At 55.9% G+C, this 25357-nt stretch carries 25 protein-coding genes and 1 tRNA gene; 10 read left to right on the top strand and 16 right to left on the bottom strand.

All coding sequences use genetic code 11. The features are described 5' to 3' along the window. Positions 1 to 9 precede the first annotated feature (9 nt). Together L0664_RS02410 and L0664_RS02405 are read left to right on the top strand one after the other, a co-directional pair. Positions 10 to 1113 carry an AAA family ATPase gene (locus L0664_RS02410; protein WP_235224032.1) on the top strand — a complete coding sequence of 368 codons (1104 nt, stop codon included), beginning with the start codon at positions 10 to 12 and terminating at the stop codon, positions 1111 to 1113. A 3-nt stretch (positions 1114 to 1116) separates the two neighbouring features. Continuing rightward, positions 1117 to 1803, top strand: a complete 687-nt coding sequence (locus L0664_RS02405; RefSeq protein WP_235224031.1) for a DUF4276 family protein — start codon at positions 1117 to 1119, stop codon at positions 1801 to 1803. Between the two features lie 134 nt (positions 1804 to 1937). Here the strand turns inward: L0664_RS02405 and L0664_RS02400 are convergent, their stop codons facing one another. From L0664_RS02400 to L0664_RS02380, 5 genes are read right to left on the bottom strand one after another with little or no spacing between them, the layout of a single operon-like run. Continuing rightward, a complete protein-coding gene (locus L0664_RS02400) occupies positions 1938 to 2267 on the bottom strand; it encodes a helix-turn-helix domain-containing transcriptional regulator (protein WP_235224030.1) in 330 nt (109 codons plus the stop codon). A gap of 1 nt (position 2268) precedes the next feature. Next, complete coding sequence (locus L0664_RS02395; protein WP_235224029.1) at positions 2269 to 2598, bottom strand: type II toxin-antitoxin system RelE/ParE family toxin; 330 nt, start codon at positions 2596 to 2598, stop codon at positions 2269 to 2271. 51 nt (positions 2599 to 2649) lie between these two features. Further along, a complete protein-coding gene (locus L0664_RS02390) occupies positions 2650 to 4209 on the bottom strand; it encodes a relaxase/mobilization nuclease domain-containing protein (RefSeq protein WP_235224028.1) in 1560 nt (519 codons plus the stop codon). After that, positions 4206 to 4676: a plasmid mobilization protein gene (locus L0664_RS02385; RefSeq protein ID WP_235224027.1), complete on the bottom strand. Its 471-nt coding sequence runs from the start codon at positions 4674 to 4676 to the stop codon at positions 4206 to 4208. The genes L0664_RS02390 and L0664_RS02385 overlap by 4 nt, the downstream gene beginning before the upstream one ends. Continuing rightward, entirely contained in the window at positions 4673 to 5545 is an 873-nt protein-coding gene (locus L0664_RS02380; protein ID WP_235224026.1) for a helix-turn-helix domain-containing protein, read from the bottom strand. The genes L0664_RS02385 and L0664_RS02380 overlap by 4 nt, the downstream gene beginning before the upstream one ends. A gap of 78 nt (positions 5546 to 5623) precedes the next feature. On the opposite strand from L0664_RS02380, the gene L0664_RS02375 reads away from it, so the two are divergent. Beyond that, positions 5624 to 5696 (top strand) — tRNA-Cys (locus tag L0664_RS02375). Between the two features lie 153 nt (positions 5697 to 5849). On the opposite strand, the gene L0664_RS02370 is transcribed toward L0664_RS02375, so the two are convergent. The 3 genes from L0664_RS02370 to L0664_RS02360 all read right to left on the bottom strand — a co-directional run bounded on the left by L0664_RS02370 (position 5850) and on the right by L0664_RS02360 (position 10102). Further along, entirely contained in the window at positions 5850 to 8063 is a 2214-nt protein-coding gene (locus L0664_RS02370) for an ABC transporter permease (protein WP_235224025.1), read from the bottom strand. Continuing rightward, entirely contained in the window at positions 8063 to 9082 is a 1020-nt protein-coding gene (locus tag L0664_RS02365; RefSeq protein WP_235224024.1) for a quaternary amine ABC transporter ATP-binding protein, read from the bottom strand. The genes L0664_RS02370 and L0664_RS02365 overlap by 1 nt, the downstream gene beginning before the upstream one ends. A gap of 78 nt (positions 9083 to 9160) precedes the next feature. Beyond that, complete coding sequence (locus L0664_RS02360) at positions 9161 to 10102, bottom strand: ABC transporter substrate-binding protein (protein ID WP_235224023.1); 942 nt, start codon at positions 10100 to 10102, stop codon at positions 9161 to 9163. Positions 10103 to 10381: 279 nt separating this feature from the next. Between L0664_RS02360 and L0664_RS02355 the strand changes: the two genes are divergently transcribed. Genes L0664_RS02355 through L0664_RS02340 form a run of 4 tightly spaced genes read left to right on the top strand, consistent with a single transcriptional unit; the run spans position 10382 to position 15421 of the window. Beyond that, positions 10382 to 11632: a sarcosine oxidase subunit beta family protein gene (locus L0664_RS02355; RefSeq protein ID WP_235224022.1), complete on the top strand. Its 1251-nt coding sequence runs from the start codon at positions 10382 to 10384 to the stop codon at positions 11630 to 11632. Between the two features lie 12 nt (positions 11633 to 11644). Continuing rightward, positions 11645 to 11932 carry a sarcosine oxidase subunit delta gene (locus L0664_RS02350; protein ID WP_235224021.1) on the top strand — a complete coding sequence of 96 codons (288 nt, stop codon included), beginning with the start codon at positions 11645 to 11647 and terminating at the stop codon, positions 11930 to 11932. Next, positions 11929 to 14865 (top strand): sarcosine oxidase subunit alpha family protein, encoded by a 2937-nt coding sequence (locus tag L0664_RS02345; protein WP_235224020.1) that lies wholly within the window; start codon positions 11929 to 11931, stop codon positions 14863 to 14865. The genes L0664_RS02350 and L0664_RS02345 overlap by 4 nt, the downstream gene beginning before the upstream one ends. Continuing rightward, positions 14858 to 15421: a sarcosine oxidase subunit gamma gene (locus L0664_RS02340; RefSeq protein ID WP_235224019.1), complete on the top strand. Its 564-nt coding sequence runs from the start codon at positions 14858 to 14860 to the stop codon at positions 15419 to 15421. The genes L0664_RS02345 and L0664_RS02340 overlap by 8 nt, the downstream gene beginning before the upstream one ends. Here the strand turns inward: L0664_RS02340 and L0664_RS02335 are convergent. After that, on the bottom strand, positions 15418 to 16422 hold the full coding sequence (locus L0664_RS02335) for a GlxA family transcriptional regulator (RefSeq protein WP_235224018.1): 1005 nt from the start codon (positions 16420 to 16422) through the stop codon (positions 15418 to 15420). The two genes, L0664_RS02340 and L0664_RS02335, sit on opposite strands and share 4 nt — an antisense overlap. Before the next feature lie 125 nt (positions 16423 to 16547). Between L0664_RS02335 and L0664_RS02330 the strand changes: the two genes are divergently transcribed. Further along, on the top strand, positions 16548 to 17177 hold the full coding sequence (locus L0664_RS02330) for a helix-turn-helix domain-containing protein (RefSeq protein WP_235224017.1): 630 nt from the start codon (positions 16548 to 16550) through the stop codon (positions 17175 to 17177). On the opposite strand, the gene L0664_RS02325 is transcribed toward L0664_RS02330, so the two are convergent. The 7 genes from L0664_RS02325 to L0664_RS02295 form a co-directional block, all read right to left on the bottom strand. Beyond that, positions 17155 to 17925 (bottom strand): DUF1194 domain-containing protein, encoded by a 771-nt coding sequence (locus L0664_RS02325; protein WP_235224016.1) that lies wholly within the window; start codon positions 17923 to 17925, stop codon positions 17155 to 17157. The two genes, L0664_RS02330 and L0664_RS02325, sit on opposite strands and share 23 nt — an antisense overlap. Positions 17926 to 17931: 6 nt before the next feature. Next, on the bottom strand, positions 17932 to 18999 hold the full coding sequence (locus tag L0664_RS02320) for a heme-dependent oxidative N-demethylase family protein (protein WP_235224015.1): 1068 nt from the start codon (positions 18997 to 18999) through the stop codon (positions 17932 to 17934). A 3-nt stretch (positions 19000 to 19002) separates the two neighbouring features. After that, positions 19003 to 19965, bottom strand: a complete 963-nt coding sequence (locus L0664_RS02315) for a PDR/VanB family oxidoreductase (RefSeq protein WP_235224014.1) — start codon at positions 19963 to 19965, stop codon at positions 19003 to 19005. Beyond that, positions 19962 to 20558 (bottom strand): dimethylamine monooxygenase subunit DmmA family protein, encoded by a 597-nt coding sequence (locus tag L0664_RS02310; protein WP_235224013.1) that lies wholly within the window; start codon positions 20556 to 20558, stop codon positions 19962 to 19964. The genes L0664_RS02315 and L0664_RS02310 overlap by 4 nt, the downstream gene beginning before the upstream one ends. A 59-nt stretch (positions 20559 to 20617) precedes the next feature. Further along, complete coding sequence (locus L0664_RS02305) at positions 20618 to 21763, bottom strand: aminomethyl transferase family protein (protein WP_235224012.1); 1146 nt, start codon at positions 21761 to 21763, stop codon at positions 20618 to 20620. A 162-nt stretch (positions 21764 to 21925) separates the two neighbouring features. Next, the gene (locus L0664_RS02300) at positions 21926 to 22099 is read right to left on the bottom strand and encodes a hypothetical protein (protein WP_235224011.1); all 174 of its coding nucleotides are present in this window, start codon (positions 22097 to 22099) and stop codon (positions 21926 to 21928) included. A gap of 21 nt (positions 22100 to 22120) precedes the next feature. After that, positions 22121 to 23527 (bottom strand): ammonium transporter, encoded by a 1407-nt coding sequence (locus L0664_RS02295; protein ID WP_235224010.1) that lies wholly within the window; start codon positions 23525 to 23527, stop codon positions 22121 to 22123. A gap of 207 nt (positions 23528 to 23734) precedes the next feature. Here L0664_RS02295 and L0664_RS02290 point away from each other — a divergent pair, with 207 nt between their 5' ends. Next, positions 23735 to 24664, top strand: a complete 930-nt coding sequence (locus tag L0664_RS02290) for a class II glutamine amidotransferase (RefSeq protein WP_235224009.1) — start codon at positions 23735 to 23737, stop codon at positions 24662 to 24664. Positions 24665 to 24666: 2 nt separating this feature from the next. Beyond that, positions 24667 to 25350: a GltB/FmdC/FwdC-like GXGXG domain-containing protein gene (locus L0664_RS02285; RefSeq protein WP_235224008.1), complete on the top strand. Its 684-nt coding sequence runs from the start codon at positions 24667 to 24669 to the stop codon at positions 25348 to 25350. Positions 25351 to 25357: the final 7 nt, after the last annotated feature.

The raw sequence follows: 25357 nt of genomic DNA, 5'->3' as shown, positions 1-25357 counted from the left end.
CATAACACATTGGCCCGAATAGATAAAATATCCATCAGCGGCTTTAAGAGCATTGCAAAGCTGAACCTCGACATCAAGGATATCAATGTCTTGATCGGGGGCAATGGGTCAGGCAAATCAAATTTTATTGGAGTTTTCAAGTTCCTCCGGGAAATCACCGAAGGCCGCTTAGAGAACTATGTTAAAAAATCTGGTGGGGCAGATTCTATTCTGCACTTTGGTTCGAAGCAAACCTCGGAGATTTCCCTTCACGTCTACCTCAACGATCATGTGGATCAGTACGAAATCTCTTTATCCCCAACAGTAGAGGATGGTTTGGTACCAACCTCAGAAACGGTCTATTTTTGGAAAAAAAATTCGTACCCACATCCCTATGCCGAAGGTTTGAGCAGTGCTGGCGCCGAAGCTGCAATTAGCTCAAAAAGCTCTGCTTCCGTTAGGGCGCACGTCCGAAGTGCCTTGCAAAGTTGGCGCGTGTACCATTTCCATGACACCAGCGACACATCACCTTTGAAGAAGACCGCGAACGTCGATGATAACAGGTACTTCCGTGCCGACGGTGCGAACCTACCCGCTTTCCTCTATCTGCTGAAAACAAAGCACGAGGAAGAATATCGAATGATCCGGAATACTATCCGGCGCATTGCTCCTTTCTTCGATGATTTCGTGCTTGAGCCAAGATCGCTAGACGAAGATAGAATTCGATTGGAGTGGATGCACCGTGGGACGGAGTCTTACTTTGATGTGTCCAGTTTTTCTGACGGCACACTTCGATTCATTGCGTTGACAATTCTTCTATTACAGCCGGAACAATACAAACCTTCGGTAATTCTATTGGACGAACCTGAACTGGGTCTGCATCCCTCAGCCATCACCGTTTTGGGAGCTTTGGTACGACAGGCTTCAAAAGACGTCCAAGTGATCATCTCGACGCAGTCGCCCATGCTGCTTGACATGTTTGAACCCGAAGAAGTCGTCGTGGTGCAACATGATGGAGGCGCATCCTCTTTTGAAAGGCTGGACAAATCAGACCTTGGAGAATGGCTTGATGACTACAGCCTTGGTGAACTTTGGGAAAAAAATGAAATTGGCGGAAGACCGGGCGGGCAATAACAAGTGACGCGCATCCTAGTTCATGTAGAAGGCCAGACCGAAGAAGAATTCGTCAATTCTGTCCTCGCGCCGCACCTTTACACTAAAGGGTTTACCGGGGTTTCAGCTCGTCTAGTTGGAAGGTCACGAATTCGAAAAAGGCGCGGTGGTGCCTGCCCTTGGGATTCAGTTCATACTGAGATTTCTAGACATCTGGCCCAAGATCAGGAAGCTTTTGGAACGACAATTGTTGACTACTATGCGCTGCCTGCGAATGAGCAGACGGGTTGGCCAGGACGGTCTGGTTGCGAGGCAATGGACGTCGCTGGAAAAGCTGCGCACATACAAGCCGCGCTCTCTGAAGATTTTGAATACCGCTACGGTGCGGTCATGGCCGCGAGGTTTATACCATTTGTGGCGATGTATGAGTTCGAAGGCCTCTTATTCAGCGACCCCACTTTAATGGCCAAGGGGATGGGCGAAAGTGCTATGGCAGCTGACTTTCAAGGGATCCGCGACGCATTCGAAACACCTGAGCACATCAACGACAGTCCAATTACGGCTCCTTCAAAGAGAATTAAGGCGCTCGTGCCCGGCTATAACAAGGTCCTTCACGGGAACGTTGCAGCACTGGACGTGACTCTAGCTCGAATGCGCGAAGAGTGCCCAGTTTTTTCCCAGTGGTTGACCAAGATAGAAAACCTACATTAGTCAGGTGTCCCGAGACTTAGTTCGAAACGAGCCAAAACCGTATCACGCGGTGAAAGCTTCACCGATCAAAATAGCTTTCAGCTCTCAAATAGGGCAAAGGGTCTTGACCAAGCGCAATCTGGTTGAGCGAAACGCTACACATGCTGTCTATCGTTCGGGGTGATTGAAAACGACATCCGTTCACGCTGCTTCAACCGCGATACCATTGCCAGCAAATTGTCAGCGCGTGGGTTTCCCTTGGCGCTGAGCATCCGCATCAGGCTCTTGGGGTCTTTGTCCATGTCTTGCGCCAAGGCCTCGAACCCCACCGTGGCGTTCACATAATCACGGAGCAGCACCTTACCCGTCTCCAAATCGTCGCTGAGCATCGCCTCAATGGCTTCACGGAACAGACCAGCGCGAAATTCAGGATCGCGCTCGGCGCGTGCCTTGATTGTGTCTTTGAAGTCTTTCGTCAGGGGCATGTTATTCGCCTTCCTCTTTGCGGGCCTTGTAGTCGTCCCAATATGCTTTGGCCTGCTCGATGTCCTTCGACTGGCGCTTCTTGGTGCCGCCACACAGCAGGATCACGAAGGTATCCCCGTCTTGCCCAAAATAGACACGGTAGCCGGGGCCGAAGGTGATGCGCCGCTCTGACACGCCTTGTCCGACTGGCTTCACGTCGCCAAGGTTTCCGGTCTCGATCCGTGCAAGCGCCGTTCGCACCTTCAATGCTGCCGCCGTATCCAGACCATTGAACCAATCATCAAACGGCGTTTTCCCCGCTTCGGTGACATAGACAACAAGCTTATTCATTACGGCCGTTGGTGACATATACGTTACCATTTGTCAATCGGTTTTGCCACATCAATGCGTCAACCTCCGGTCCATCTCGACCTCCCGCGCTTCTAGCTCTGTCTCAGCCTCTCTTCGGCGTCCTTCGCTAAGCTCAAGCTCCTGCTCAATTGTTCGTCCAGCGTCGCGTAGCTCGCTTCCTCGTTCAACAATCCACGCAATGCTTGCATTGATACGGCCTGCGAACGCACCAGCAGCGTCACGCATTGTGCGATACCATCCATCTGGCTCTGCATCCCGTTCGTCGAGCGTTCCTCTAATCCGCTCAATTCCTTTGCTGAGACCTCGCAGGCCGTCACCAACCGCTCGACGCAGGCGAGCAAGTCGCGTTCCAAGGCTGTCAGGGTTGCCGTCATTTAGTTCTCCTCGAGCTTGATGCAGGTCACTGATCTGCCGCCCAGCGTACAGCTCCTTAGTCGCGTCTTGGTCGGGTCCAGCACCAGCCATGTCCCGTCCTCCCTGTCGATCCGCGTCAGGCCCAGTTCGGTCAGTTCCGAGCGCGTCAGTTGTACCGTCCAAAGCCAGCTCGCGACCATCATCAAGGCGATCCCCGTCACGATTATCCCCGTGATGATCCAAGGTGAGAACGTCATCCAATTCTTGATCAGTTCGATTCGTTCCTCGAACAAGTTCCTGTTGTGAAACAGAAAGTGCGCCGTATCGTTCTTCATTGTATTTTGCGCGTCGTTCAACATGGTCCGCGAGGTCCGAACGAAGGCTGTCATGTGAGATGCCATCAAGTCTTCTTGTTCGGTTTGCATCTGCGTCAGTTTCATGCTCAGCCGCGATTTCTGCGTGTCGGGTTGTGGACCAGTTTTCATGGGTCAGGACGCCTTCAAGTTTGAACGGTTTCGTAAATTCAGGATCGCGGACACTGATTGATTTTGCGGCTTGGCGCGTGACCTCGAACCCTGTGTCTTCAAAGAACGCGACCATCGACGCGCGGTCGGTGATCAAGCCCGCGTCGATCTGGTCATAGAGCGCGGAAACGATGACCTGCCTCGCCTCGGCGCGGTCAGCACTTTCGCGTACAAGTTTGAAGTCACGAGCAAGGTCAGGTTCCATCGGGTCGGCCCAACCGTGGGTCTTGTTCAACACGTCGCGCAATGTGCTGAACGCGGCCTCATGGCCGGGCGGTGCGATGTTCAACGCCCTGCCCGTCGCCAGCTCCAAGCGCGGCGTGCAGAAGTGCAGCTCGACATTGCCCTCGTGGACATGGCGCACCCAAAGGCAGTCGTATTGATCCGCCTCAAGCCCCGCAAAGGCCAGAGCCTCAAATAGCTCAATGGCCTCTTGCTGGGCGTCCTCGCTGGGCTGATCGCTGTCCGCAAAGCTGACCACGCCAGCGGTGTAGCTCCACTTGTTCGCGCTGGCGTCGATCAAATCCCGCGTCCGGTCAGGGTTTCCATGGAGCACTTCTGGCAGTGGGTCGCGAATTTTGGTCTGCGGTTGGCCGTATTCATCGCGGATCAGGTTGCGGTTTTCGTCATAGGCCAAAACCTCGGGGGCGGTCAGGTAATCGACGGGGGCCGCACCGCCACCCGTGCCGGACGAAAAGAACGAGATGATCATCGCGGGCCATCGCTGTGCTGGCCAATGATCTGCGCAAGCTGGCGCTCAATCGCGACAAGCCGCATGCTGACCTTGAGTGCATCGATGTTGCTTGCGCGGCCAGATTTAACGGCCCCGTTGATCCAGCGCGCCAGTTGATTGAGATTGCCGCCAACGCGGGCGACGGCAACGGTCAACAGCGGATCAACACGCGGCACGGGCTTGCGCCGTCGTGCTTGGACCAGCCCCAAAGCCTCACGCATCAGCGTGGCATTGGGCAGTCCAACCGCGTCCGCTTTGGCGACAAGCGCGGCCTTTTCCGCAACTGTGCATCGAAAGATCACAGTCTCGGAAAGGCCTTCCTTGACGCGCTCCTCGCGCGTCTGGTTGGGGTTTGAAGGGGAGGCTCGCCGCCCCTCACAAGTCCCGCCGATGTAATCGGTGGGTAACCTTGCTGTCTGCTCTGTGGTCGGATCGGTTGCGGTCATGTTCTGAGGCCAGCGGCTTGGATTTGGGCTGTTGTGACCAGCTTTGAGGCAAGCAATGCCGTGACCTGCGGGGCCGTAATGTGCTTGCACATCGGGCTGCGGTCGCTGATCCAACAGGCCAGCCGTTTGTGGTGATCAACCTGTAATGCCGTCGCCTTTTCTCGATCTTCCGCCTGCCTTTCGACAAAGGCCAGCCAGCGCCGCGACTGAAACCAGTTGTCGGAAAAGCAGACCTTCGAACGAGTGAATCCTGCGCTGTCGGTGGCGTAGGCTTGGACCGCTAACAGCAAGTCCTCGGATTCGATCTCTTCCTTCATGGCCTCTTCGATCTGGGCAATGCAGACCGCCTTGCCCCGCAAACGGTCGGGCGGATAGGCCGCCAAAATCTTCTCAGCCTCCACCGCCTCGCGCCTGCGCGAAGGAGGTTCTTTCTTAGGTTCAATGGTAAGGTTCCTGTCCCGATTTGAGACTACCCCCGTCTCACCCTTGAGACTTTTCTCCCGCATTTTTGAGACGTTTCCCCCCGTCTCATTTTGAGACTCAACCCCATTAGGATCGCTACCCCCACCCTTCGGGCGTGCGCTTGGACCGAGGGAAATGTCGAGGTGCAGCTCATACTGATTGGACCCGCGCCCGCCATCGCCATCCCCACGGGCATGGCGCGTGACAAGGCCGCATTCCTCTAACGTCGTCATATGCCGAAAAAGTGTAGCGCGGCCCATCTCGCATTCATCCGCCAAACGCTGTGCGCTGGGATTGCACTGGCCGGTCTCTTTATTGTGGAAGTCAGCCAGTTGGATCAGCACAATCTTGGCGGCGGGTTTCAAGCCTTTGACATTCGCGGCCCAGATCAACGCCATGCCGCTCATGGCTTTGAGCCTGCCAAAACACGGGTATCAGGTTCATTTCTTGTTCGCCAAATGTCCTGATACTTTTTTGACCCTAAGTGTCTATTTTTGTGAGGAAAGACGATGGATTGCAAATCCGTGTACACCGGTTCGATTCCGGTACTCGCCTCCATCTGGCTTCAAGTACTTAGCCCTCCGGACTTCGACTAACAGATCGCCATGCTACCGGGAATCTTACAACATTGTTCTGGCGAAGTTCATTTTTGGTCTGTTCTAACTGCCCCAAAAACTTCTCTGTTTTGTCACCCCATCCACGGCGGCGCGTTTATTTAAGACCCAAGGTGCGCTTCTTTTTGGTGGCCCAGTGATTGATCACCAGATCAAAGCTCAGTGCCATGAACGCCACGTTCAGGCCGAGAACAAAATTCTTTCCCAAGTCCGTGCCAGCCAAGGTCCGCTGCAATTCCTGGCCAAGATCAATTGTCCCGATATAGGCCGCGATCATGGTCATGAAAAACGCAAACATCAGGGCCTGGTTAAACCCGACGGCCATCGTCGGCAGGGCCATTGGGAATTGCACCGTCCACAGTTTCTGCATTCGCGTGGCGCCAGACATATCTGCGGCTTCGGTCATTTCTTCTGGCACGGATCGCAGGCCTTCGATGGTGTAGCGGATCAGTGGCACCATGGCGAAGATCACGATCGCAAACAAAACTGCAATCGGCGTGATTGAAAACAGCATGATTGCCGGCAACAGATACACAAAACTTGGAAAGGTTTGCGCCGTATCAGCAGCCAACAACAAGAACACATCGCGCAGCATTTGCCCTACGAGTTTCCAGATCACATAGAAACTGACAGCGAAAATGGCCCAGAACACTATGCCATAAATCACCGCATTCGGTTCCTCACCGAACAGACCCCACGACCAAAGGATGTAGCGCAACACGCCTGCTGCGATTGCTGCACCAAAGAAGATAACACTGCGGCGGAAAACGAGGCTGAGAACGCCGACCGCCATCGAAAGTGATAAGCCTTTTGAAAAATCGATCCGCTCGGCTGGCGGGCTTGCGCCCCACACGGCCAAGGGAATGGCAATCAAGGCGGCCACTACCGTGGATGTAAGCACATAGTAGATCGTGATCACAGACCGGTCCCACCAGCCCGACAGTGCGACCCACAAAAAGAACAAGAATGCGATCAACGCCTGTTTGCGTCCCGCCATGCCCCAAGCGATTGCAACGACAATGGCAATAAAGGCCGGCGTGGGGATCGACAGCAGGAAGTTGCGAAACGGGATCAGAACGTAGTTGTTCATGAACACGCGCAACCCGTTTGTCACCGCTTTCAAGACCGGATTTTGAAGCAGATCGTCTTTGACGAAACGGTCCAGTTCACGGCCCTGACTGAAATCCTGACCGCGGCCAATTTCGCCCGCGACGGCCACGAATTGCGCCAGAATAATGCAGCCGACAAATGCGGCCAATGCCATGACGGAAAACTTGTGGCGCACAAGCCAGCTGGTTCCTTTTTCGTGATGTACCGGTTGTTTGACGACCCATGCCTTTGACAAGCGGTCCAGCATTACGGCCAACAAAACAATCGTAATTCCGATTTCCAGACTGCGGCCCAGTTTGAAGCTGCCCATCATCGACAACAGTTTTGCACCCAATCCCGGCATGCCGATGAAGGCGGTCAAAACAACCATTGCCAGCGACAGCATGATAACCTGGTTCACGCCCACCAAAATCTCTGAGCGGGCGGACGGGATGTAGACATAGCGCAGCATTTGCCACCGCGAGCAGCCGGACATTTTCCCTGCTTCCACCACTTCGGGGCTCACCTTTTTGAGGCCCAGAGACGTCATTAAGATCATCGGCGGGATCGCATAAACGGTCGTCGCGACCGCCCCCGCCGTAGGCCCCACCTTAAAGAAGATCACAGCGGGCAAGAGATAGGTAAAGAACGGGATCGTCTGAAGCAGCGCAAGGATAGGTGTCAGCGCGTTTTCGACCGCTTTACTTTTCCAACCCCAAATCCCTAACAAAAGGCCGATCATGAACGCGAGAGGTGCCGCCACAACCAAGACTGACATCGTCTCCATCGCGATTTCCCACTGGCCTATCAGGGCGGTCCAAATGAACGTCCCTGCCCCCAAGGCCGCCAGACGCCAGCCGCCTAGGTAATACCCGACCACACCCGCCACGGCGGTAATCGCCGTCCACGGGATTGGTTGGAAATTCGGCCAGCGGCGTTTGCCAAATAGAATGTTGGACGATGCATCAATCAGCCACTGCAGGCCGCCGGTCAAAAATCGTGTCAGATCCAGCAGGTGCAAATCGTCTTTGATGAAGTTGAACGTCGCGTCCAACCATTGTTCAAATGGCGGCACAAACCGTTCCGGCAGCCGGTGGAGCCATTCAGGCAGCAGTCCCAGGTACTGCGCGACGGTCAGCACGGCCGCAATGATAAAAAGCCCGCTTACGACGTTTTTGCGTGTCGATGAGGTCGTTGATGGGCTGGTCGCGACCTCTGCCATCAGTCGTCCCCAAGCAGAACAGACAAAGCATCTGCACGATCCAGCGCACCGATCACCGATCCATCTTTGGCAACGGGGATGGTTTTGCGTTTGTCATGGACCAACACCTTTGCCAAATCCTTGATTGACGTGCTGTGATCCACAGGATCGCCGGTGCCTTTTGTACCTTCTTTGGACAACGCACCTGCCGTCACAACGCGGGCCTTGTCGATCTCTTCGGTGAACTTGCGGACATATTCCGTCGCGGGGTGCAATACGATCTGGTCGGGTGTGTCGCATTGCTCAACCGCGCCGTCCTTCATGATCGCAATCCGGTCGGCAAGGCGCAACGCCTCGTCGAAATCGTGGGTAATGAACACAATCGTCTTGTTCAGCATGTTTTGCAGACGCAAGAATTCATCCTGCATTTCGCGGCGGATCAATGGATCAAGCGCCGAAAACGGCTCATCCAGAAACCAGATATCGGGCTCGATCGCCAAAGACCGCGCGATGCCCACACGTTGCTGCTGACCGCCTGACAGCTCGCGCGGGAAATAATCCTCGCGCCCCTCAAGCCCGACAAGTTTGACCACCTCAAGCGCGCGTTCGCGCCGCGTGTGTTTGTCTTGGCCGCGCATTTCCAACGGGAAGGCCACGTTTTCAAGAACCGTGCGGTGCGGCAGCAATCCGAACGACTGAAACACCATCCCCATTTTGGATCGGCGCAATTCGATCAGCTCTTTTTCCGGCAAAGACATAATGTCCCGCCCGTCGACAGAAATCGTTCCGCCGGTAATGTCATGAAGGCGCGAAAAGCATCGCACCAGCGTGGATTTGCCAGACCCTGACAGCCCCATGATCACCAGCATTTCACCTTTGTGAACATCAATGGTGACGTCTTTCACACCGGCGATATATCCCGCGGCGCGAATGTCTTCAAAACTCATCTCGGGTGTCAGTTGTTTGTGAAATGCTTCAGGGTTCGGGCCAAAGATTTTCCATACATTCTTACAGGAAATTACCGGAGGTTCAGCTGACATGATGGTCCTTGCGAGAAATGTCCCCGCCCAGAGTACACCGGACGGGGAACAGTATATATAGGTCGTGTGAAGACGGGTTTAGTTGACCCAAGCGCTCCAGACGTCCGCGTTCTCTTCGAGCCAGACTTCGGCTGCCTCTTCAGGCTCCATCTCGTCGATGTCGACCATTTTGGCCATTTCAGCGATCTGTGGGTTGGTGAAATTGATCTGCTGAAGGGTCGCGTAGGCACCTGGCCATTTCTCTTCCATGCCATCCCATGCGGCGATCTTCAGGTAACCTGTTGCCGGGTTGCCGCAATCGAACAATGCGTCAGGGTTCGGACCAACGGCTGGGTCTGTATCACAACCATCTTCCCATGCTGGGAATTCAACAAACTCACCGGGCCAAACGGCTTCGGCAAAGTTTGGTGTCCAGTTGAACACAACGATGGGGCGCTGGTCAGCTTCGGCGGCGCCGATTTCAGCCCAAAGCGCTGCGGCGGAACCCGCGTTCACAACGACAAAGTTCATTTCCAGCGCTTCGACGCGTTCCTGACCGTGCTTGAGCCAGTCAACCGGACCATCAAGATAGCGGCCCTGATCACCTGTTTCAGCTGTCGCGAACAACGCCGCACAGTCATTCAATGCTTCCCAGGAAGGCAGGCCGGGGCATGCATCTTTGGTCCACATTGGATACCACCAGTCTTCGCGTGTAACAGCGTCATGGGTCGCAACATCTACGATGCCGCCCTTTTCCTGTGCCGCGCGGAAAGATGCGCCAAATGCGCCTTCCCAGACTTCGACTTCAAACGTCACATCGCCCAGCCGGATCGATTCGTAGACCGCTTGGCTGTCTGTGGTGACATATTCGACGGCTGCACCCTGCTCTTCCAAGATTTGGCCAACCACGTTGGACATCACAATCTGGCTGGACCAGTTGTGGATTGGGATCACAATCGGATCGCTGCTATCTTCGGCCATTGCGGCAAACGGTGCACATGCCAGCACGCCCGCTGTCAAAGCTGTGGTAAATTTTTTCATGTCTTTCTCCCTATTTTGGCATCGCCCCGAAAACCGGCGCTTCGCGTGCCCCGAGTCTTAGGGGCCAGAGACATCTGCGATGCGATTCTTATGATCGCTTCTGCGTACATCTGCTTTCACTCTCGCATTATTTTCCTACCAATCAAGTTTTTTTCTTCTTGGGGTATGCTGGTACGCTGAGTTGCCCGCGTGAAATGTCGTTTTTGGATAGGGATTTGTCCGATCCCAGCACCCAATAGGACTCGGTTTTTCGGCATGCTGTCTTTAGGAGGCTGTTTTATGCGGTATTCAGGATTTCAGGTGATCAAACAGGCCCTCACGGGTCACAAAGGCTGGACCCCGGCCTGGCGCGATCCCGATCCGCAGCCTCATTATGACATTGTTATCATTGGTGGTGGCGGCCACGGACTAGCGACGGCCTACTACCTTGCCAAGGAATTCGGACAAAAAAGGATCGCCGTCCTTGAAAAAGGCTGGATCGGTGGTGGCAACGTGGGCCGCAACACGACGATCATCCGCTCAAACTACCTGCTGGACGGCAATGAACCGTTCTACGAATTCTCTCTGAAGCTCTGGGAGGGGTTGGAACAAGATTTCAATTACAACGCGATGATTTCCCAGCGCGGTATCCTGAATCTGATCCATTCGGACGCCCAGCGCGATGCGTTTATCCGCCGTGGCAATGCGATGATTCTGAATGGCGCAGATGCAGAGATGCTGACGACCGAACAGATCAAGGCACGCTACCCCTATCTGAACACCAACGACGCCCGTTTCCCGATCAAGGGCGGATTGGCGCAGCATCGCGGTGGCACGGTGCGCCATGATGCAGTGGCTTGGGGCTATGCGCGCGGGGCGGACAGCCGTGGCGTTGATATTATTCAGAACTGCGAAGTCACTGGGTTCAAACAGGAAAATGGCCGCGTCGTGGGCGTAGAAACGTCACGCGGGTATATCGGTGCGGGTAAAGTGGGCTGCGCGGTTGCCGGATCATCCAGCCGCCTGATGTCTAAAATCGACATGCAGTTGCCAATGGAAAGCCACGTGTTGCAGGCGTTTGTGTCCGAAGGTTTGAAACCCGTGATGCCGGGCGTTGTGACGTTCGGCGCGGGCCATTTCTATTGCAGCCAGTCTGACAAGGGCGGACTGGTCTTTGGCGGCGATCTGGACGGTTACAATTCCTACGCCCAGCGCGGCAACCTGCCCGTGGTCGAAGACGTCTGCGAAGGCGGCATGGCGATTTTCCCGGCCTTTGGGCGCGCGCGCCTGCTGCGGATGTGGGGCGGTATTATGGATATGTCCATGGACGGATCGCCCATCATCGACCGCACGCATATCGACGGGCTCTATTTCAATGGCGGCTGGTGCTACGGCGGGTTCAAGGCCACGCCTGCGTCCGGTTTCTGCTTTGCGCACCTGCTCGCGCGCGACGAACCCCACCCAACGGCCACAGCCTATCGGTTCAACCGGTTTGAGACAGGCCACATGATCGATGAAAAAGGCATGGGCAATCAGCCCAACCTGCACTGAGGAGACCTGCTGATGATTATCAACCACCCCCTCCTTGGCCCCCGCGACAGCGCCGAATTCACCTATATGGGCGATGCAAAACTGATCGACCGCCCCGATTGGCAGTCAGACACCGCCGCGCGGGATTTTTATGAATACGGCTACCTGCGCGACAACCCCGCCGGTTGGCACAATGAGCTTTGGTTTCATGAACAGGGTGATCGCAGTTGGCTCGTCGTGACCCGCAACACGGTAACGCATGAGATTTCGAAAGTAGAACTCGCCCGTGATGTGGCCCGCGCACGGGGAAGAAGCAAGTGAGCCAGAAAAACCGGATAGAGGGCGGCCAGATTGACCGCACCAGGACGTTGAAATTCATGTTCGACGGCAAAAGCTACACGGGCCATCAGGGCGACACTCTGGCCTCCGCGCTGTTGGCAAATGGCGTGCGGCTGATGGGGCGTTCATTCAAATACCACCGCCCGCGCGGCGTGCTGACGGCGGGGTCCGAAGAACCAAACGCCTTGGTCGAACTGCGTGGCGGCGCGCGCCAAGAACCCAACACCCGCGCGACAACGATTGAACTTTACGATGGTTTGTTGGCCAAAAGCCAAAACCGCCTTGGGTCGTTGAAATTCGACCTTTTGTCGATCAACGACCGGTTTTCAAACTTTCTGACGGCGGGCTTTTACTACAAGACCTTCATGTGGCCCAAGGCGTTCTGGGAAAAGGTATACGAACCGATCATCCGCAACGCCGCGGGCCTTGGGTCGCTTTCGTTAAAGGATGATCCTGACGTTTATGACAAAGGTTTTTTGCACTGCGATTTGCTGATCATTGGTGCAGGTCCGGCAGGGCTGTCTGCCGCGTTGACCGCAGGACGCTCCGGCGGGCAGGTGATTTTGGCGGACGAAGATTTCACGATTGGTGGACGGTTGAACAGCGAAACCATCGCGATTGGGGAAGACGCTGGCACCGCGTGGGTTGCCTCTGCCTTGGCCGAACTGGGCAGCTTGTCCAACGTGCGGATCATGACGCGTACGACGGTGATTGGTGCGTTTGATCACGGCATTTACGGTGCGGTTGAACGGGTCAGCGACCACATGCACATGCCCGACGCAGGCAAACCCCGCCAAATCCTGTGGCGCATCTACACCAAAGGCACAGTCTTGGCCGCAGGAGCCATCGAACGCCCCATCGCGTTTGAAAACAACGACCGCCCTGGCATCATGCTCGGTTCGGCGATTCGCACCTATGCCAACCGGTTTGGGGTCGCAGCAGACAAACGTATCGCGATCTTTACCAACAATGACGACGGGCACCGCACCGCTGCGGATCTACATGCGCAGGGCGTGAAAATTGCGGCCGTGGTGGACGTGCGGGCGGATGCGCCGCGCTCCGCGAACTACGAAGTGCTGAACGGCGAAATCATCGACACCAAGGGGCGGTTGGGCCTGACTTTTGCGGAAGTGAGGCTCGCAGATGGCGGCACGCGCACGCTGGAATGCGGCGCGCTGGGTCTGTCCGGCGGATGGAACCCGAACGTGCATATGACATGCCATCAACGGGGCCGTCCGACGTGGAACGAGGACCTCGCGGCGTTCGTGCCGGGCGGTGAATTGCCCCCCGGTATGATGGTCGCGGGGGCCGCCAATGGCGATATGTCGACGCATGGCGCGTTGCAGGGCGGCGCGGCTGCGGCGAAGGCCGCATTGGGGCTTAAGGGGCGGCTGGCGAAGGTACCAGAGGCCGAAGACGCCCCGATCAACCTCAAGCCATTCTGGTACGTCGAAGGGTGCAGCCGCGCGTGGCTGGATCAGCAAAACGATGTGACTGTAAAGGACGTCAAACTCAGCCACCAAGAGGGGTTTCGCAGCGTTGAACACTTGAAACGCTACACGACGCTCGGGATGGCGACGGATCAGGGCAAAACATCCAACATGGGTGGCCTAGCGATCATGGCCGAACTTGCGGGTAAAACCATCCCAGAGGTTGGTACGACAATCTTCCGCCCCCCCTACACGCCAACTGCCATCGGCACCTTTGCCGGGCGTCATCGCGGGATGGAATTCCACCCGACCCGCCTGACACCCAGTCATAAATGGGGCGAAGAACAAGGTGCAGTGTTCGTTGAGGTCGGCAACTGGATGCGGGCGCAATGGTTCCCGCGCACAGGCGAAACCCACTGGCGTGAAAGCGTTGACCGCGAAGTTCTGGCGACCCGCAATTCCGTCGGGGTTTGCGATGTAACGACACTGGGCAAGGTGGATGTGCAAGGCACGGATACTGCTGATTTTCTAAACAAAATCTACTGTAACGGGTTTGCGAAACTCGCCGTGGGCAAGGTCCGTTATGGGCTGATGTTGCGTGAAGACGGGATCGCGATGGACGATGGCACCGCCGCGCGTCTGGCCGAAGACCACTTTGTTGTCACCACAACGACCGCCAATGCCCTTCCTGTCTACCGCCACATGGAATTTGTGCGCCAATGTCTGTTCCCTGACATGGACGTACAGTTGATTTCGACAACCGAGGCCTGGGCACAATACGCCGTTGCAGGGCCTAACAGCCGCAAGCTGCTGGAAAAAATCGTGGACGTCGACATTTCCAACGACGCGTTCCCTTTTATGGCCTGTGCCAATATCACCATCTGCGGCGGTCTGCGGGCGCGGTTGTTCCGCATCTCGTTTTCGGGTGAATTGGCCTATGAAATCGCCGTACCCACGGCCTACGGCGACGCGCTGATGCGTAAAATCATGGAGGTCGGGGCCGAATTCGACGTCACCCCCTATGGCACCGAAGCCCTCGGCGTGATGCGCATCGAAAAGGGCCACGCGGCAGGCAATGAATTGAACGGGACGACCACCGCGCAAAACCTTGGCATGTGGCGGATGGTGTCCAAAAAGAAAGACAGCATCGGGTCCATCCTGTCCGAGCGCGATGGCCTGAATGCGGATGGCGATCTGCGCCAGGTTGGCATCAAACCGGTTGATCCCAAAGACCCAGTGCCAGCTGGTGCGCATTTGATGAATGCCGATGGCCCCGTCGATGCAGCACACGACCAAGGCTACGCCACGAGCGCCTGTTATTCGCCCAACCTCGGACATTCCATCGCGATCGGGTTTCTCAAGAACGGGGCTGAACGGATGGGCGAACGCATGCGCCTTGTCAGCCCGCTGACAGACGTTTCCGTCGAAGTCGAAATCGTTAGCGCCCACTTTATCGACCCAGAGGGAGAACGGCTCCGTGCATGATCTTACGCCAATAACCGCATTGGGCGGCACTGAACCGCGCGTTGATGCCTTCGATCACATCACCATCGAGGAAAACGATGGCCTTGCGTTAGCGTCTGTCGTTGCACGTTTGGGCAAAGAAGCGGCCTGTGAAAAAGCGTTAAGACAACTGCTGGGTGCCGTGCCTGCCATCGGGCGGGCCGTACTGCGTGACCCAGAGGCCGGATTTTGCATGGGCCCCGCGCAATGGATGCTGGGCGCGCCGCGTAACACGCATGAACTGCTCGCCGATCAGTTGAAAGACCACTTCGGTGACAGCGCGTCTGTCACCGAACAATCAGGCGCTTGGGTTTGTTTTGATCTGCGCGGTGCAGCAATGGAAGACATGTGCGAACGGCTGTGCAACATCCCGATCCGCCAGATGGAGTCAGGCGATGTGCGCCGCACCGTCGTTCACCAACTCGGATGTTTCGTGATCCGGCGCGCAGACGATGATCATGTCCGCATCCTTGGTCCGCGTGCCTCAGCGGCGACGCTGCATCATGCGCTGATCGCGGCGGCCTACTCAACCGCCTAGGCTTGGGGCAGAACTGTGTTTTCTTTGACGCGGAACATATTGATTTTCTTACGATCATCCTTGGGCAAGATGCCGAATTCTTCCATGTAGGTACGGCTCATGGTGGCTGTGCTGGAATAGCCAACCGCCAGTGCAATCTGGATCATGTTGTCCTTGCCATACAGCAACAAATGCCGTGCTTTGTGCATGCGGATTGATTTGTAATACCCCAGCGGCGTCTTGCCCGTGGCCTGTAAAAAAACCCGTTCAAGCTGGCGCAATGATACGCCGATTTCCGCCGCAACCTCGGATATTTTCAGCGGGTATTCAATGTTGGCCGTAAAGATATCAATCGATCTGCGAACGATATCGGGCAGCATATCGTTGGTGATTTCCGCTGCAAACGTCGGCTTGCGCTGCGTTACCCCCTGCCCGCGCACCACTGGATGCTGAAACCAACAGGCCACTTCGGTGGCCGTGTCTGCGTTTATCGCCTCATCGATCAGATGCAGCGACAGATCAAACGCAGCCGCGGCCCCGGATGCCGTCAGGCATTTGCCCCCCATCGCAATAACATGTTCCGTTGCCGCAATATGCGGAAACTCCGCACTGAACGCCGCCTCATAGCACCAATGCACAGACGTGACCTGCCCATCCAACAACCCCGCACGGGCCAATGGAAAGATACCGCCGCTAATCGCACCCATTGCCACGCCGTGGCGCGCCAGCTTGCGCAATTGCCCGTTGGACTTTTGTTGCGCCTCAAACTGAGACGTCGGCCCGCTGAGGACAAACAATTGATCAAGCGCCCCGCAGTCCGCCAAAGACAGGTCCGGTTCAAACCAGACGTTCGCACTGGCCTGCACCCGCCCACCATCTTCTGACACCAGTTTCCAGCCAAAAACATCCGTGCCGTTGATTTCATTTGCCACGCGCAAAGGTTCGATCATCGAGGTCAGACAGGACATCGGAAAACCGGGGAAGATCAGAAAGCCAATGGTGGTGATATTAGTGTCAGGCATAAAATTATCCTAACAAGAAAAATTAATGCTACGCTAGGCCATAGTCGGGAAGAAATTATTGTGTCGCCCCTTTGCGCGGCGATTTCAATGACCTATCTCGATACGAGTATTCGATTGGATTCCTAATGAACGCCCGGACTTTACAGCAAGACCCTCACCGTATTCGTGAGACTCGTGAAAAGGTACTTGAAGTCGCGATTGGCCGCGAAGTGCGCGCGTATCGGCGCAAGCAGGAAATCACTGTTGCCGAACTGTCAGCCACCACGGGCATTTCCATCGGGATGTTGTCCAAGATTGAAAACGGCAACACGTCACCGTCGTTGACGACCTTGCAGTCTTTGTCGGACGCTTTGTCAGTGCCGCTAACGTCGTTTTTTCGCGGATTTGAAGAAAAGCGTGCAGCGATCCATACGAAAGCCGGCGAAGGCGTTGAGATGGACCGCGAAGGAACCCGCGCCAACCACCAATACAACCTGCTGGGTCATATCGGATCGAACTCCAGCGGCGTGATTGTAGAACCCTATTTGATCACGCTGTCCGATAAATCAGATGTGTTCCCGACGTTCCAACATGGCGGAATCGAAACGATTTACATGCTCGAAGGGGAAGTCGATTATCGCCATGGTGACACCGTTTATTCCTTGAAACCCGGTGATACGCTGTTCTTTGATGCGAACGCCCCGCATGGGCCCGAAATCCTTGTGGCTTTGCCAGCGCGCTATCTTTCCATCATCAGTTACCCGCAGGACGCCTAGGCAGGCTAAGTTGCCCCAGCATCGGCAAGGTCAGCTCGCGGATCAGCTTTAGGCGCATCGCGTCGGCATAATCCCCGTAACCATTTGCGACCATGACAAAGGCCTGAGGTCCACGGATCACCTCATCTTCAAAGTAGCTGCGAAGCAATTCCCCACTCAGCCCGTTTGAATCTATGGTCCCGCCGAGCGGATCGCCAACGACCAAAGCATTCACGGTCACACGTTCGAACCCGCCAAGCGAATAGGCCTGCCTTGCTGTTGGCCCGATGTTGTTGCGTCCATCACCAGACACATCAATCGTCAATTCCCAACACTGTGATTGTTGATCCAACATGCCAGCCGCAAACGTCAAAGACGTGCCCAGCGCGGTCTTCAGGCCCGCGCGCACTGGTCGGTGGCCCCTGATGCGCGCAATTGCTGCGTCCAACGCGACAGCACTGTCCAGCCTGATCCAAGGTTGAATAACATATTGGTGGTTCCGCGAACTCCATTCATAAACCGCAAGGACGACAGGGGCCTCAATCCCCGACAGGATCAAATCGCGCACGTCTGGCGCGTCAAGGGCCGCAGCCAGCCCATCGGTTTGTTGACGGTATTCCGTCTGATTAACCGACCCCGACACATCCAGCGCCAACACCAGGGCCTGACGACACGATTGCGCCGCAACAGACGTTCCGCAACAGATCGCACCCAACAAAAGCAAAACGCGCATCATTCTGAAACCCTGAATGACGCGCGTTCTATCCATTTTACCTTAGGCTTTCAGTGGCGGTTCACTGTCCAGATCAGGCCAAATTCCATCAGACGTTGGCTGGCCATCATCAAACTTTGACAGATAGTCCAACATCATCGGGCGATTGTCGATGAAGCCTTTGTACGTCGCCAATTCTTCGGGCAGATCACGGATCACGCGGTGCAGACGGCGCCCCCATTTGGGCACAGTCATCAGGTCTTGGAAATTGCACAGATAACACCGGATCGGGAAGACCAACGCGTTGGATCGTGGCAAACGAAAGAACGTCTGTAGCTCCACCCGCAGGTGTTGTTTGGCCCCGATGTTTTCAGGCGTAATCGTCGTCTTCTGGATACCCCATTTGTGGTAGTTTTCAGGCGAGGTATCGAGCAACGGATTGACCGTCATCGTCCAGTTCAACCGCCGCGCGGGGGCGCCCTGCTGGATGTTGAGAAGGAATTTCAACGCCCGAACAAAGATACCCTTTTCGTGGGCCAGCGGCACCGGCGCGTGCCATTCAAAGAAATTCATACCGATATCAAAATCCAGCGACCAATCCGCCTGCGTCGTAACCGTGCCCGCATCCATCCACAGGTTATCATCGCGCTGGTCCAGCACACAGAAATCCCCCTGAGCCTGACGGGTGATATATTCCATCGGTCCGTAAGGCAGCGTCGTTTCGTCCAAGAACACAAAACTGTCGTCGATGCCCAATGGCTTGTTCACCCAGCGCCAGTTGTTGCCATCGCGATACAGCTCAAACAGGTCGGGGTAGTCTTCGGATTTGGACACCATGATCAGTTCGAGCAGATCCCAGCCCGCCAGCGTCATATGCGGCAGGGACTGGCAGCGCAGCGGATCATCGGCCAGCACCATCGCACGGTCGCGCATTTCGGCGACGTAGTGTTCATCCACATCGAACCGCTTTTCGTAGACCGATCCTTCTGGGCCGCCACGGTGCTGTTCCATGTTGACCGAATACATGTAGCTGTCTTCATGAAACGGAAACGGGAACCGCTTGATCGCCCATTCGGAATTGCGGAACGAATAATCGTCGCGGAAGGTTTCGTCGTTAAACTGAATTGTCATGGTCTACCTATCCAAAACAAGGGTTTTGCCCTCAAAGCGGGACACACAGGGCATGATTTTCTCTCCCGAGGCATGTTCGTCATCCTCAAGCCAGTGATCGCGGTGAATGAAGTTGCCAGTGTAATCAATGACGCGGGTTTCGCATTGCCCACAGGCCCCGCCCCGACACAGATAGGGCGCATCTACGCCTTCGCGCTCTATCGCTTCCAGTAGGCTTTCTTGTTCACCCACCTGGATAACTTTGTTGGAAACGGCCAGCTTCACCTCAAATGGTTTGCCCGGCTGTGGCGCAAGGAATTCTTCGTAGTGGATCGCCTCTCGCGGCCAGCCTTCTTTGGCCGCCGTCGCACGCACCCAATCGATCATCCCCTTGGGGCCACACACATAGATATGCGTGCCGAGCGGTTGCCCGTCGAGCAGGTTCACCAGATCAATCGCCTGATCCTGATCGTCGTAATAAACATGCGTTTCATTGGGGTGATGGCTGGTCAGGTCGTCCACGTACGACCCGAGCGCCTCTGAGCGGCAGGCGTAATGCAGTTCCCAATTTCCATTGAACCTTTCAAGCTGTTTGATCTGCGCCAAGAACGGGGTGATCCCGATGCCACCTGCAACAAACAAATGTTTCTTGGCCCGCAGATCAAGGCTGAACAGATTGACCGGATAGCTGATGGTCATTTCGTCCCCGACAGAGACGTTCCTGTGCATGAACAGCGATCCGCCCCGCCCTTCGTCGTCGCGCCGCACGGAAATTGTGTAGGCAGTCTGATCCATCGGGTCGGACATCAGCGAATAGGGGTTCATGCGGGTCAAATCACCGTCCCGCATCTCAACCACCGTGTGTGCGCCGCCCGAAAACGTCGGCAACAGCCCACCATCGGTACGCTTGAATTCGAACCGTGTAACCAGTTCGTTGAGTGGCACAATATCCGTGACGGTCACAGCGATTTTCTCGGCCCCGCTCATTCGTAAATCCCCTTGGCTTCGGGCACGTTGCCCGGGTCTTCGGCATCGATGCACACGCCTTGATAGGCGGCCAGACGGCGCGAATAGTGGTCACGCACAAACAAGTTCAGCCCGCAGTGCGCGCAGACAAACGGATCGATTTCGACGTCTTCGGTAATGCCTTTGCAGTGCACACATTGCATGCGGCGCGCGACAGATCCGCGGTGTTCGGTCTGGATCGCGGTGTGCGGAATGCCAGCCTGCATGGCCGCGTGTTGCGCCTGCCCCATCAAACCTTCGGTGCCACTCAGATAGACCTGCAAACCCATCTTCGCATCTGACAATGCCTTGTGAATGCGGCTTTCAGCGGCACCGTAGGTCGGGCCAGCGTAGAATTGCGCAGGGTTCAGCGCGCGCAGCTTGTCTTCGAACGCCTCTCCCTTTGGGATGTAGATGATATGGGCCTTGGCCATCATATCCGGCGTTGCAATATCCAGGATCGCCTCAGCGCCGTGGGCGTCAGCGATCAGTAAATGCGCGGCACCTGCGCGCGGTTCCAGCGTGCCATAGACGGGGCGGCTGCGGATACTTTCGGGAAAGGTAAATTTCGACATCTTGTCCTCGTGCAGGAAATCAGGCGCGGCAGGTGTCCCGCCGCGCCCAGAACAGCAGATCAGCCCTTGGCGGTGCGGACCGATTTGTCTTTGTCATAGAACGGCATTTCTTCTGCCGTCGCCGCAAGTTCGGTGCCGTCCGGCTGTACAACCGTCAGCTTTGTCCCAGCTTTCGCCACGGATGGATCAAGGCGCGCAATGGCGACGGAATAACCGTTAAGCTCGGAACTCAGACCGTAGGTGATGACGCCCACGTCTTTGCCGCCGCTCATGACGCGTGCATGCATTTCCATCTGGTCCATGCTGTCGGTTAGCTGCACACCGTAGATCTTGATGCGCTCTTTGCCTTGCAGGGCGTAGTGGTTCTCGGCGCCGATAAAACCTTCTTTGCCCGGTGACACAACGAATTCCAGACCAAGTTCCCAAAGTGTATCGCCAGCTGGTTCATCCGGGAACGGGAAGGTTTCGGAGTTATCGCCGGGATAAAATAGCAGATAGCTTTCGATGCGCAGCATATCGAGTGTGCTAAATTGCGTCGGACGCACATCGTCGCCGCCCGTTTCAAGGATGTTATCCCACAAGTGCACGGCATCTTTGGCGCGGCAGAAAATTTCATACCCACGTTCACCCGTATACCCTGTCCGCGAAATCATAACGTCGCGACCAAACAGGCGCGTCTGCATGATCCCAAAATAGGCGAGATCACGGATAGCCGGGATTTGCGTCGCCAGAATATCCACGGATTTCGGCCCCTGAAAGGAGATGTCGTGCAGATCATCGTCAAACAGGACGTTGCAATCTTTGCCCGCCGCCACGGCCGTCAGGGATTCCATGCCCGTACCCGTGCCGACGACGACCATCCATGTATTGACGGCCAAGTGATAGATCACGCAGTCATCGATGAACTTACCATCGGAATTCAGCATCGCCGCATAAACCGCGCGCCCCGGTGCGATCTTTTCAACGTTGCGGGTCGTGCAGCGGTCAATCACATAGGCCGCGTCGGCCCCCGTGACATGGATTTTCTTTAGGCCGGACACATCCATAAGGCCCGCAGATGTGCGGATCGCCTCATAGTCGGCTTTGGCGCGTTCGGGCGTGTGATCGTAGAACCACGCGGTGCCCATCCCGTTCCAATCCTCAAGTTCTCCGCCGATTTCAGCGTGACGGTGCGCGAGCGCGGAGGCTCTCCATAGAATGGCCATGTGTCTGTTCCCTGTTTGCGAGTCTTTTGTATTGAGCAGTATTCAGCCCCAGCCCATTTCAAAAAGCAACATTGCGGTGCAACTTTTTTTCCTGTCAGGCAATTCAAGCGGGAAGGGCCGCCCCTATGGACGGCCCTCCTGTTTTGGTTCTGCGAACGGCGCTTATTTGTCGAACGCTTTGGCTTTGGCAACTTCGGACCTTTGACCGATCACCAGAACCGCAACACAGATCACCGCAGCAATGAATGTCATCAAACCAGGAAGCATAGACCCCCACCCGATGAACATCGCGCCATCAATGGCCGCCCAGTTTGCTTCGTCACTTGGAAAGAACATGTGTTTCTCCTTTATGTTTCATTATTCAGCGGGATGCGCAGGTGTGACGGGTGCGTCATTGCCCCATTCCGGATAGCCCGCGGCTGGAACCTTAACGGCGTCCATGCCCGCAATTTCCGCACCTTCGGGAACACGCAGCATGCCCAGCATCTTAAGAATGAGGGACACAACGTAGCCCGGCACGAAGCCCAGCAGGAAGAACACGACAGCCCCGACGATCTGGCCAACCAAGCTGATAGTTGGTGCATTGTCGATCGCGAGTGCCGGGAAACCAGCGCCCCATATGCCCAGCATGATCAAACCATAAAGGCCGATTGTGCCGTGCACGGTGACCGCGCCAACTGCATCGTCGATACCACGGTTTTCCAACCAATCCGCGCAAGGCTTCAGGATGATACCCGCAGAGAACGCGATGACGAAAGCATGCGCCGGAAAGTAGATATCAAGGCCAGACGCGGTCGAGATGATCCCTGCCAGAGCGCCCGACATCATCCAGAACGGATCACGGGTGAACAACCACGCACCGATGATACCGCCCGCAACACCCATCAGAATGTTGAACGACAGCGACCCGAGCGTAATCGGCGTGCCGTAGATCGTGGCAAACTTGTCCGGGAACCAGCTCCATGCTTCGCCCGGAGGCACGACACAGGCCATCAAGAAGCCCCAGAAACCGACGATGATCAGCATCAGGCCCACAACAGTCAGCGGCATGTTGTGCCCCGGAATGTGGTTGGCCGAACCATCAGCGTTAAACTTACCGATGCGTGGTCCAAGGTTGATAAGAACACCCAGCGCAAAGAAACCGGCAACAGCGTGCACAAGGCCAGCCGCACCAAAGTCATGGACGCCAAATTTAGTGACCAACCAGCCATCAGCATGCCACCCCCAAGCGGCCGCAACGACCCAAGCGAAAGAGCCGAGCACAACAGCAAGGATGATAAACCCAACCGTCTGGATGCGTTCAATCACGGCACCGGACATGATGGATGCTGTCGTACAGGCAAACAGCGCAAACGCACCAAAGAACACGCCAGAAATGTTATCGGCGATGTTTGGCCCCATGTACTGCGCACTGTCACCCCAGCCCCACGCGATCGCGTTGGCATATTCAACGCCGGAAATGCCCATAGGGCCGGCTGCACCGGGAATACCTGTTGGGAAACCGAAATAAATCCACCAGCCAAAGAAGTAGAACGTCGGGATCATAAATGCGAACGCGAGGATGTTCTTCACACCCGAGCTCAGCACGTTCTTGAGCCGCGACGCGCCCATTTCATACGCAAGGAACCCCGCGTGAATGATAATCATCAGCGGGATGGTCAGGTAGTAATAGGTTTCGGCGAACATCGTATTCGTGACGCTGCCCCCGCTCGCGGCTTCCAGTGCCGCGACTTGCGCGGCCAGTTCGGCTAATTGTTCTTCCACAGGTGTCCCCTTTTCAGCTTTGTTTAGACGCGGCCCTGCCACCCACGACGGGCCGTTGACGAAAATGAAACATGGAATGTCGTTTTCCCATAGCATTTTTTGCCTTAAGTGAAAAAAAGTTTCCCCACGGTTGAGTTTCTGTTTTTTGATGATAGCGTTTAAGCAGATTGCGTAATTGCCAAGCAGCGCACGAAAGGGAATCACGAAATGTGTGGAATTGTAGGGTTGTTCCTTAAAGACAAATCGCTTGAACCCAAGCTGGGTGAGATGCTCACAGCAATGCTCGTCACGATGACAGACCGTGGCCCTGATAGTGCAGGTATTGCAATTTATGGCGGAGAATCAGCAGGTCGCACGAAGATGACCGTGCAATCGGATGACCCCGATGTTGCCTTTGACGGCCTCGACAAAACCCTCGCGAAGGTTCTGGGCGGTACGGTTAAGATGACGATCAAAAGCACCCATGCGATTCTTGATCTTCCGGCTGGCACCACTGCAACGGCCCGCACAGCACTCGATGAAATGGATCGTGGCATCCGCGTCATGAGCCGCGGCGACTCGATTGAGATTTTCAAAGAAGTGGGCCTGCCCAAAGACGTGGCGGCACGATTCGATGTGCCATCCATGTCGGGCACCCATGGCATCGGCCACACCCGCATGGCGACAGAATCAGCCGTCACAACCATGGGCGCGCACCCGTTCAACACCGGCGACGATCAGTGCCTTGTGCACAACGGATCTTTGTCCAACCACAATTCCCTGCGCCGCAAACTGCGCCGTGACGGGGTGCACATCGAAACGGAAAACGACACCGAAGTGGGCGCGGCCTACCTCACATGGCAGATGCAGAACGGCGCGACTTTGGGCGAAGCACTGGAAAGCTCGCTTGATGATCTCGACGGATTCTTCACGTTTCTTGTGGGCACCAAAGACGGCTTTGGCGTTGTACGCGACCCGATTGCCTGCAAACCCGCCGTGATGGCCGAAACCGATCAATACGTGGCGTTTGGGTCCGAATATCGCGCGCTGGTTGACCTGCCGGGCATCGAAAACGCCCGCGTTTGGGAACCCGAGCCCGCCACCGTCTATTTCTGGAGCCACTCTTCAGCCCCGACATCTTCTGAAAAGGCCGCATAAGTATGCAAACAATCGATTTGTCAGACGTCGGTCTGCGTGAAACCAACAAGACGCTGCATGCGCAAGCTGCCGACACGAACCAAACCCAGTGGGAAATCATCAACCCACGCGGCAGCCACGCCATTGCCTGCGGGCTGGACGCCCCGATTGAGGTCACTGTTAAAGGATCAACGGGGTATTATTGCGCGGGCATGAACCAACAGGCGACGGTAAACATCCGCGGCTCTGCTGGTCCGGGTACGGGTGAAAACATCATGTCGGGTAAGATCGTCATCGAAGGTGATGCCAGCCAATATCTGGGCGCGACGGGCCATGGCGGATTGATTGTTGTCAAAGGCAACGCGTCCTCGCGGTGCGGGATTTCCATGAAAGGCGTCAACATCGTCGTTCAGGGCAACATCGGCCATATGTCTGCGTTTATGGGTCAGTCCGGCAATCTTGTGGTGTGCGGCGACGCGGGCGACGCGCTTGGCGACAGCTGCTATGAAGCACAGTTCTTTGTGCGCGGAAGCGTCAAATCCCTTGGGGCGGATTGCGAAAAGAAAGAGATGCGCGATGAGCATCTGACGCTGCTGCAGGGGCTTCTGGACGAGGCAGGCATCGATGCCGATCCCAAAGATTTCACGCGATACGGGTCCGCCCGTAATCTGTATAACTTCGACGTTGATAACGCTGGCGCGTATTGAGGGACCA

The organism is Octadecabacter dasysiphoniae (assembly GCF_021532615.1).
In the GTDB taxonomy this organism is placed as follows: domain Bacteria; phylum Pseudomonadota; class Alphaproteobacteria; order Rhodobacterales; family Rhodobacteraceae; genus Octadecabacter; species Octadecabacter dasysiphoniae.
Note: the sequence above shows the minus strand (reverse complement) of the source record. Positions and strands in the feature narration are given on the sequence as shown.

Coding starts and splice junctions, on each gene's coding strand:
- L0664_RS02350 (WP_235224021.1), top strand. CDS start 11,645: ATGATTATCAACCACCCCCTCCTTGGCCCCCGCGACAGCGCCGAATTC.
- L0664_RS02300 (WP_235224011.1), bottom strand. CDS start 22,099: ATGTTCTTTCCAAGTGACGAAGCAAACTGGGCGGCCATTGATGGCGCG.
- L0664_RS02310 (WP_235224013.1), bottom strand. CDS start 20,558: ATGTCGAAATTTACCTTTCCCGAAAGTATCCGCAGCCGCCCCGTCTAT.
- L0664_RS02380 (WP_235224026.1), bottom strand. CDS start 5,545: ATGAGCGGCATGGCGTTGATCTGGGCCGCGAATGTCAAAGGCTTGAAA.
- L0664_RS02335 (WP_235224018.1), bottom strand. CDS start 16,422: ATGCCTGACACTAATATCACCACCATTGGCTTTCTGATCTTCCCCGGT.
- L0664_RS02365 (WP_235224024.1), bottom strand. CDS start 9,082: ATGTCAGCTGAACCTCCGGTAATTTCCTGTAAGAATGTATGGAAAATC.
- L0664_RS02315 (WP_235224014.1), bottom strand. CDS start 19,965: ATGAGCGGGGCCGAGAAAATCGCTGTGACCGTCACGGATATTGTGCCA.
- L0664_RS02395 (WP_235224029.1), bottom strand. CDS start 2,598: ATGAATAAGCTTGTTGTCTATGTCACCGAAGCGGGGAAAACGCCGTTT.
- L0664_RS02390 (WP_235224028.1), bottom strand. CDS start 4,209: ATGATCATCTCGTTCTTTTCGTCCGGCACGGGTGGCGGTGCGGCCCCC.
- L0664_RS02305 (WP_235224012.1), bottom strand. CDS start 21,763: ATGGCCATTCTATGGAGAGCCTCCGCGCTCGCGCACCGTCACGCTGAA.
- L0664_RS02330 (WP_235224017.1), top strand. CDS start 16,548: ATGAACGCCCGGACTTTACAGCAAGACCCTCACCGTATTCGTGAGACT.
- L0664_RS02290 (WP_235224009.1), top strand. CDS start 23,735: ATGTGTGGAATTGTAGGGTTGTTCCTTAAAGACAAATCGCTTGAACCC.
- L0664_RS02400 (WP_235224030.1), bottom strand. CDS start 2,267: ATGCCCCTGACGAAAGACTTCAAAGACACAATCAAGGCACGCGCCGAG.
- L0664_RS02320 (WP_235224015.1), bottom strand. CDS start 18,999: ATGACAATTCAGTTTAACGACGAAACCTTCCGCGACGATTATTCGTTC.
- L0664_RS02370 (WP_235224025.1), bottom strand. CDS start 8,063: ATGGCAGAGGTCGCGACCAGCCCATCAACGACCTCATCGACACGCAAA.
- L0664_RS02360 (WP_235224023.1), bottom strand. CDS start 10,102: ATGAAAAAATTTACCACAGCTTTGACAGCGGGCGTGCTGGCATGTGCA.
- L0664_RS02325 (WP_235224016.1), bottom strand. CDS start 17,925: ATGGATAGAACGCGCGTCATTCAGGGTTTCAGAATGATGCGCGTTTTG.
- L0664_RS02355 (WP_235224022.1), top strand. CDS start 10,382: ATGCGGTATTCAGGATTTCAGGTGATCAAACAGGCCCTCACGGGTCAC.
- L0664_RS02285 (WP_235224008.1), top strand. CDS start 24,667: ATGCAAACAATCGATTTGTCAGACGTCGGTCTGCGTGAAACCAACAAG.
- L0664_RS02385 (WP_235224027.1), bottom strand. CDS start 4,676: ATGACCGCAACCGATCCGACCACAGAGCAGACAGCAAGGTTACCCACC.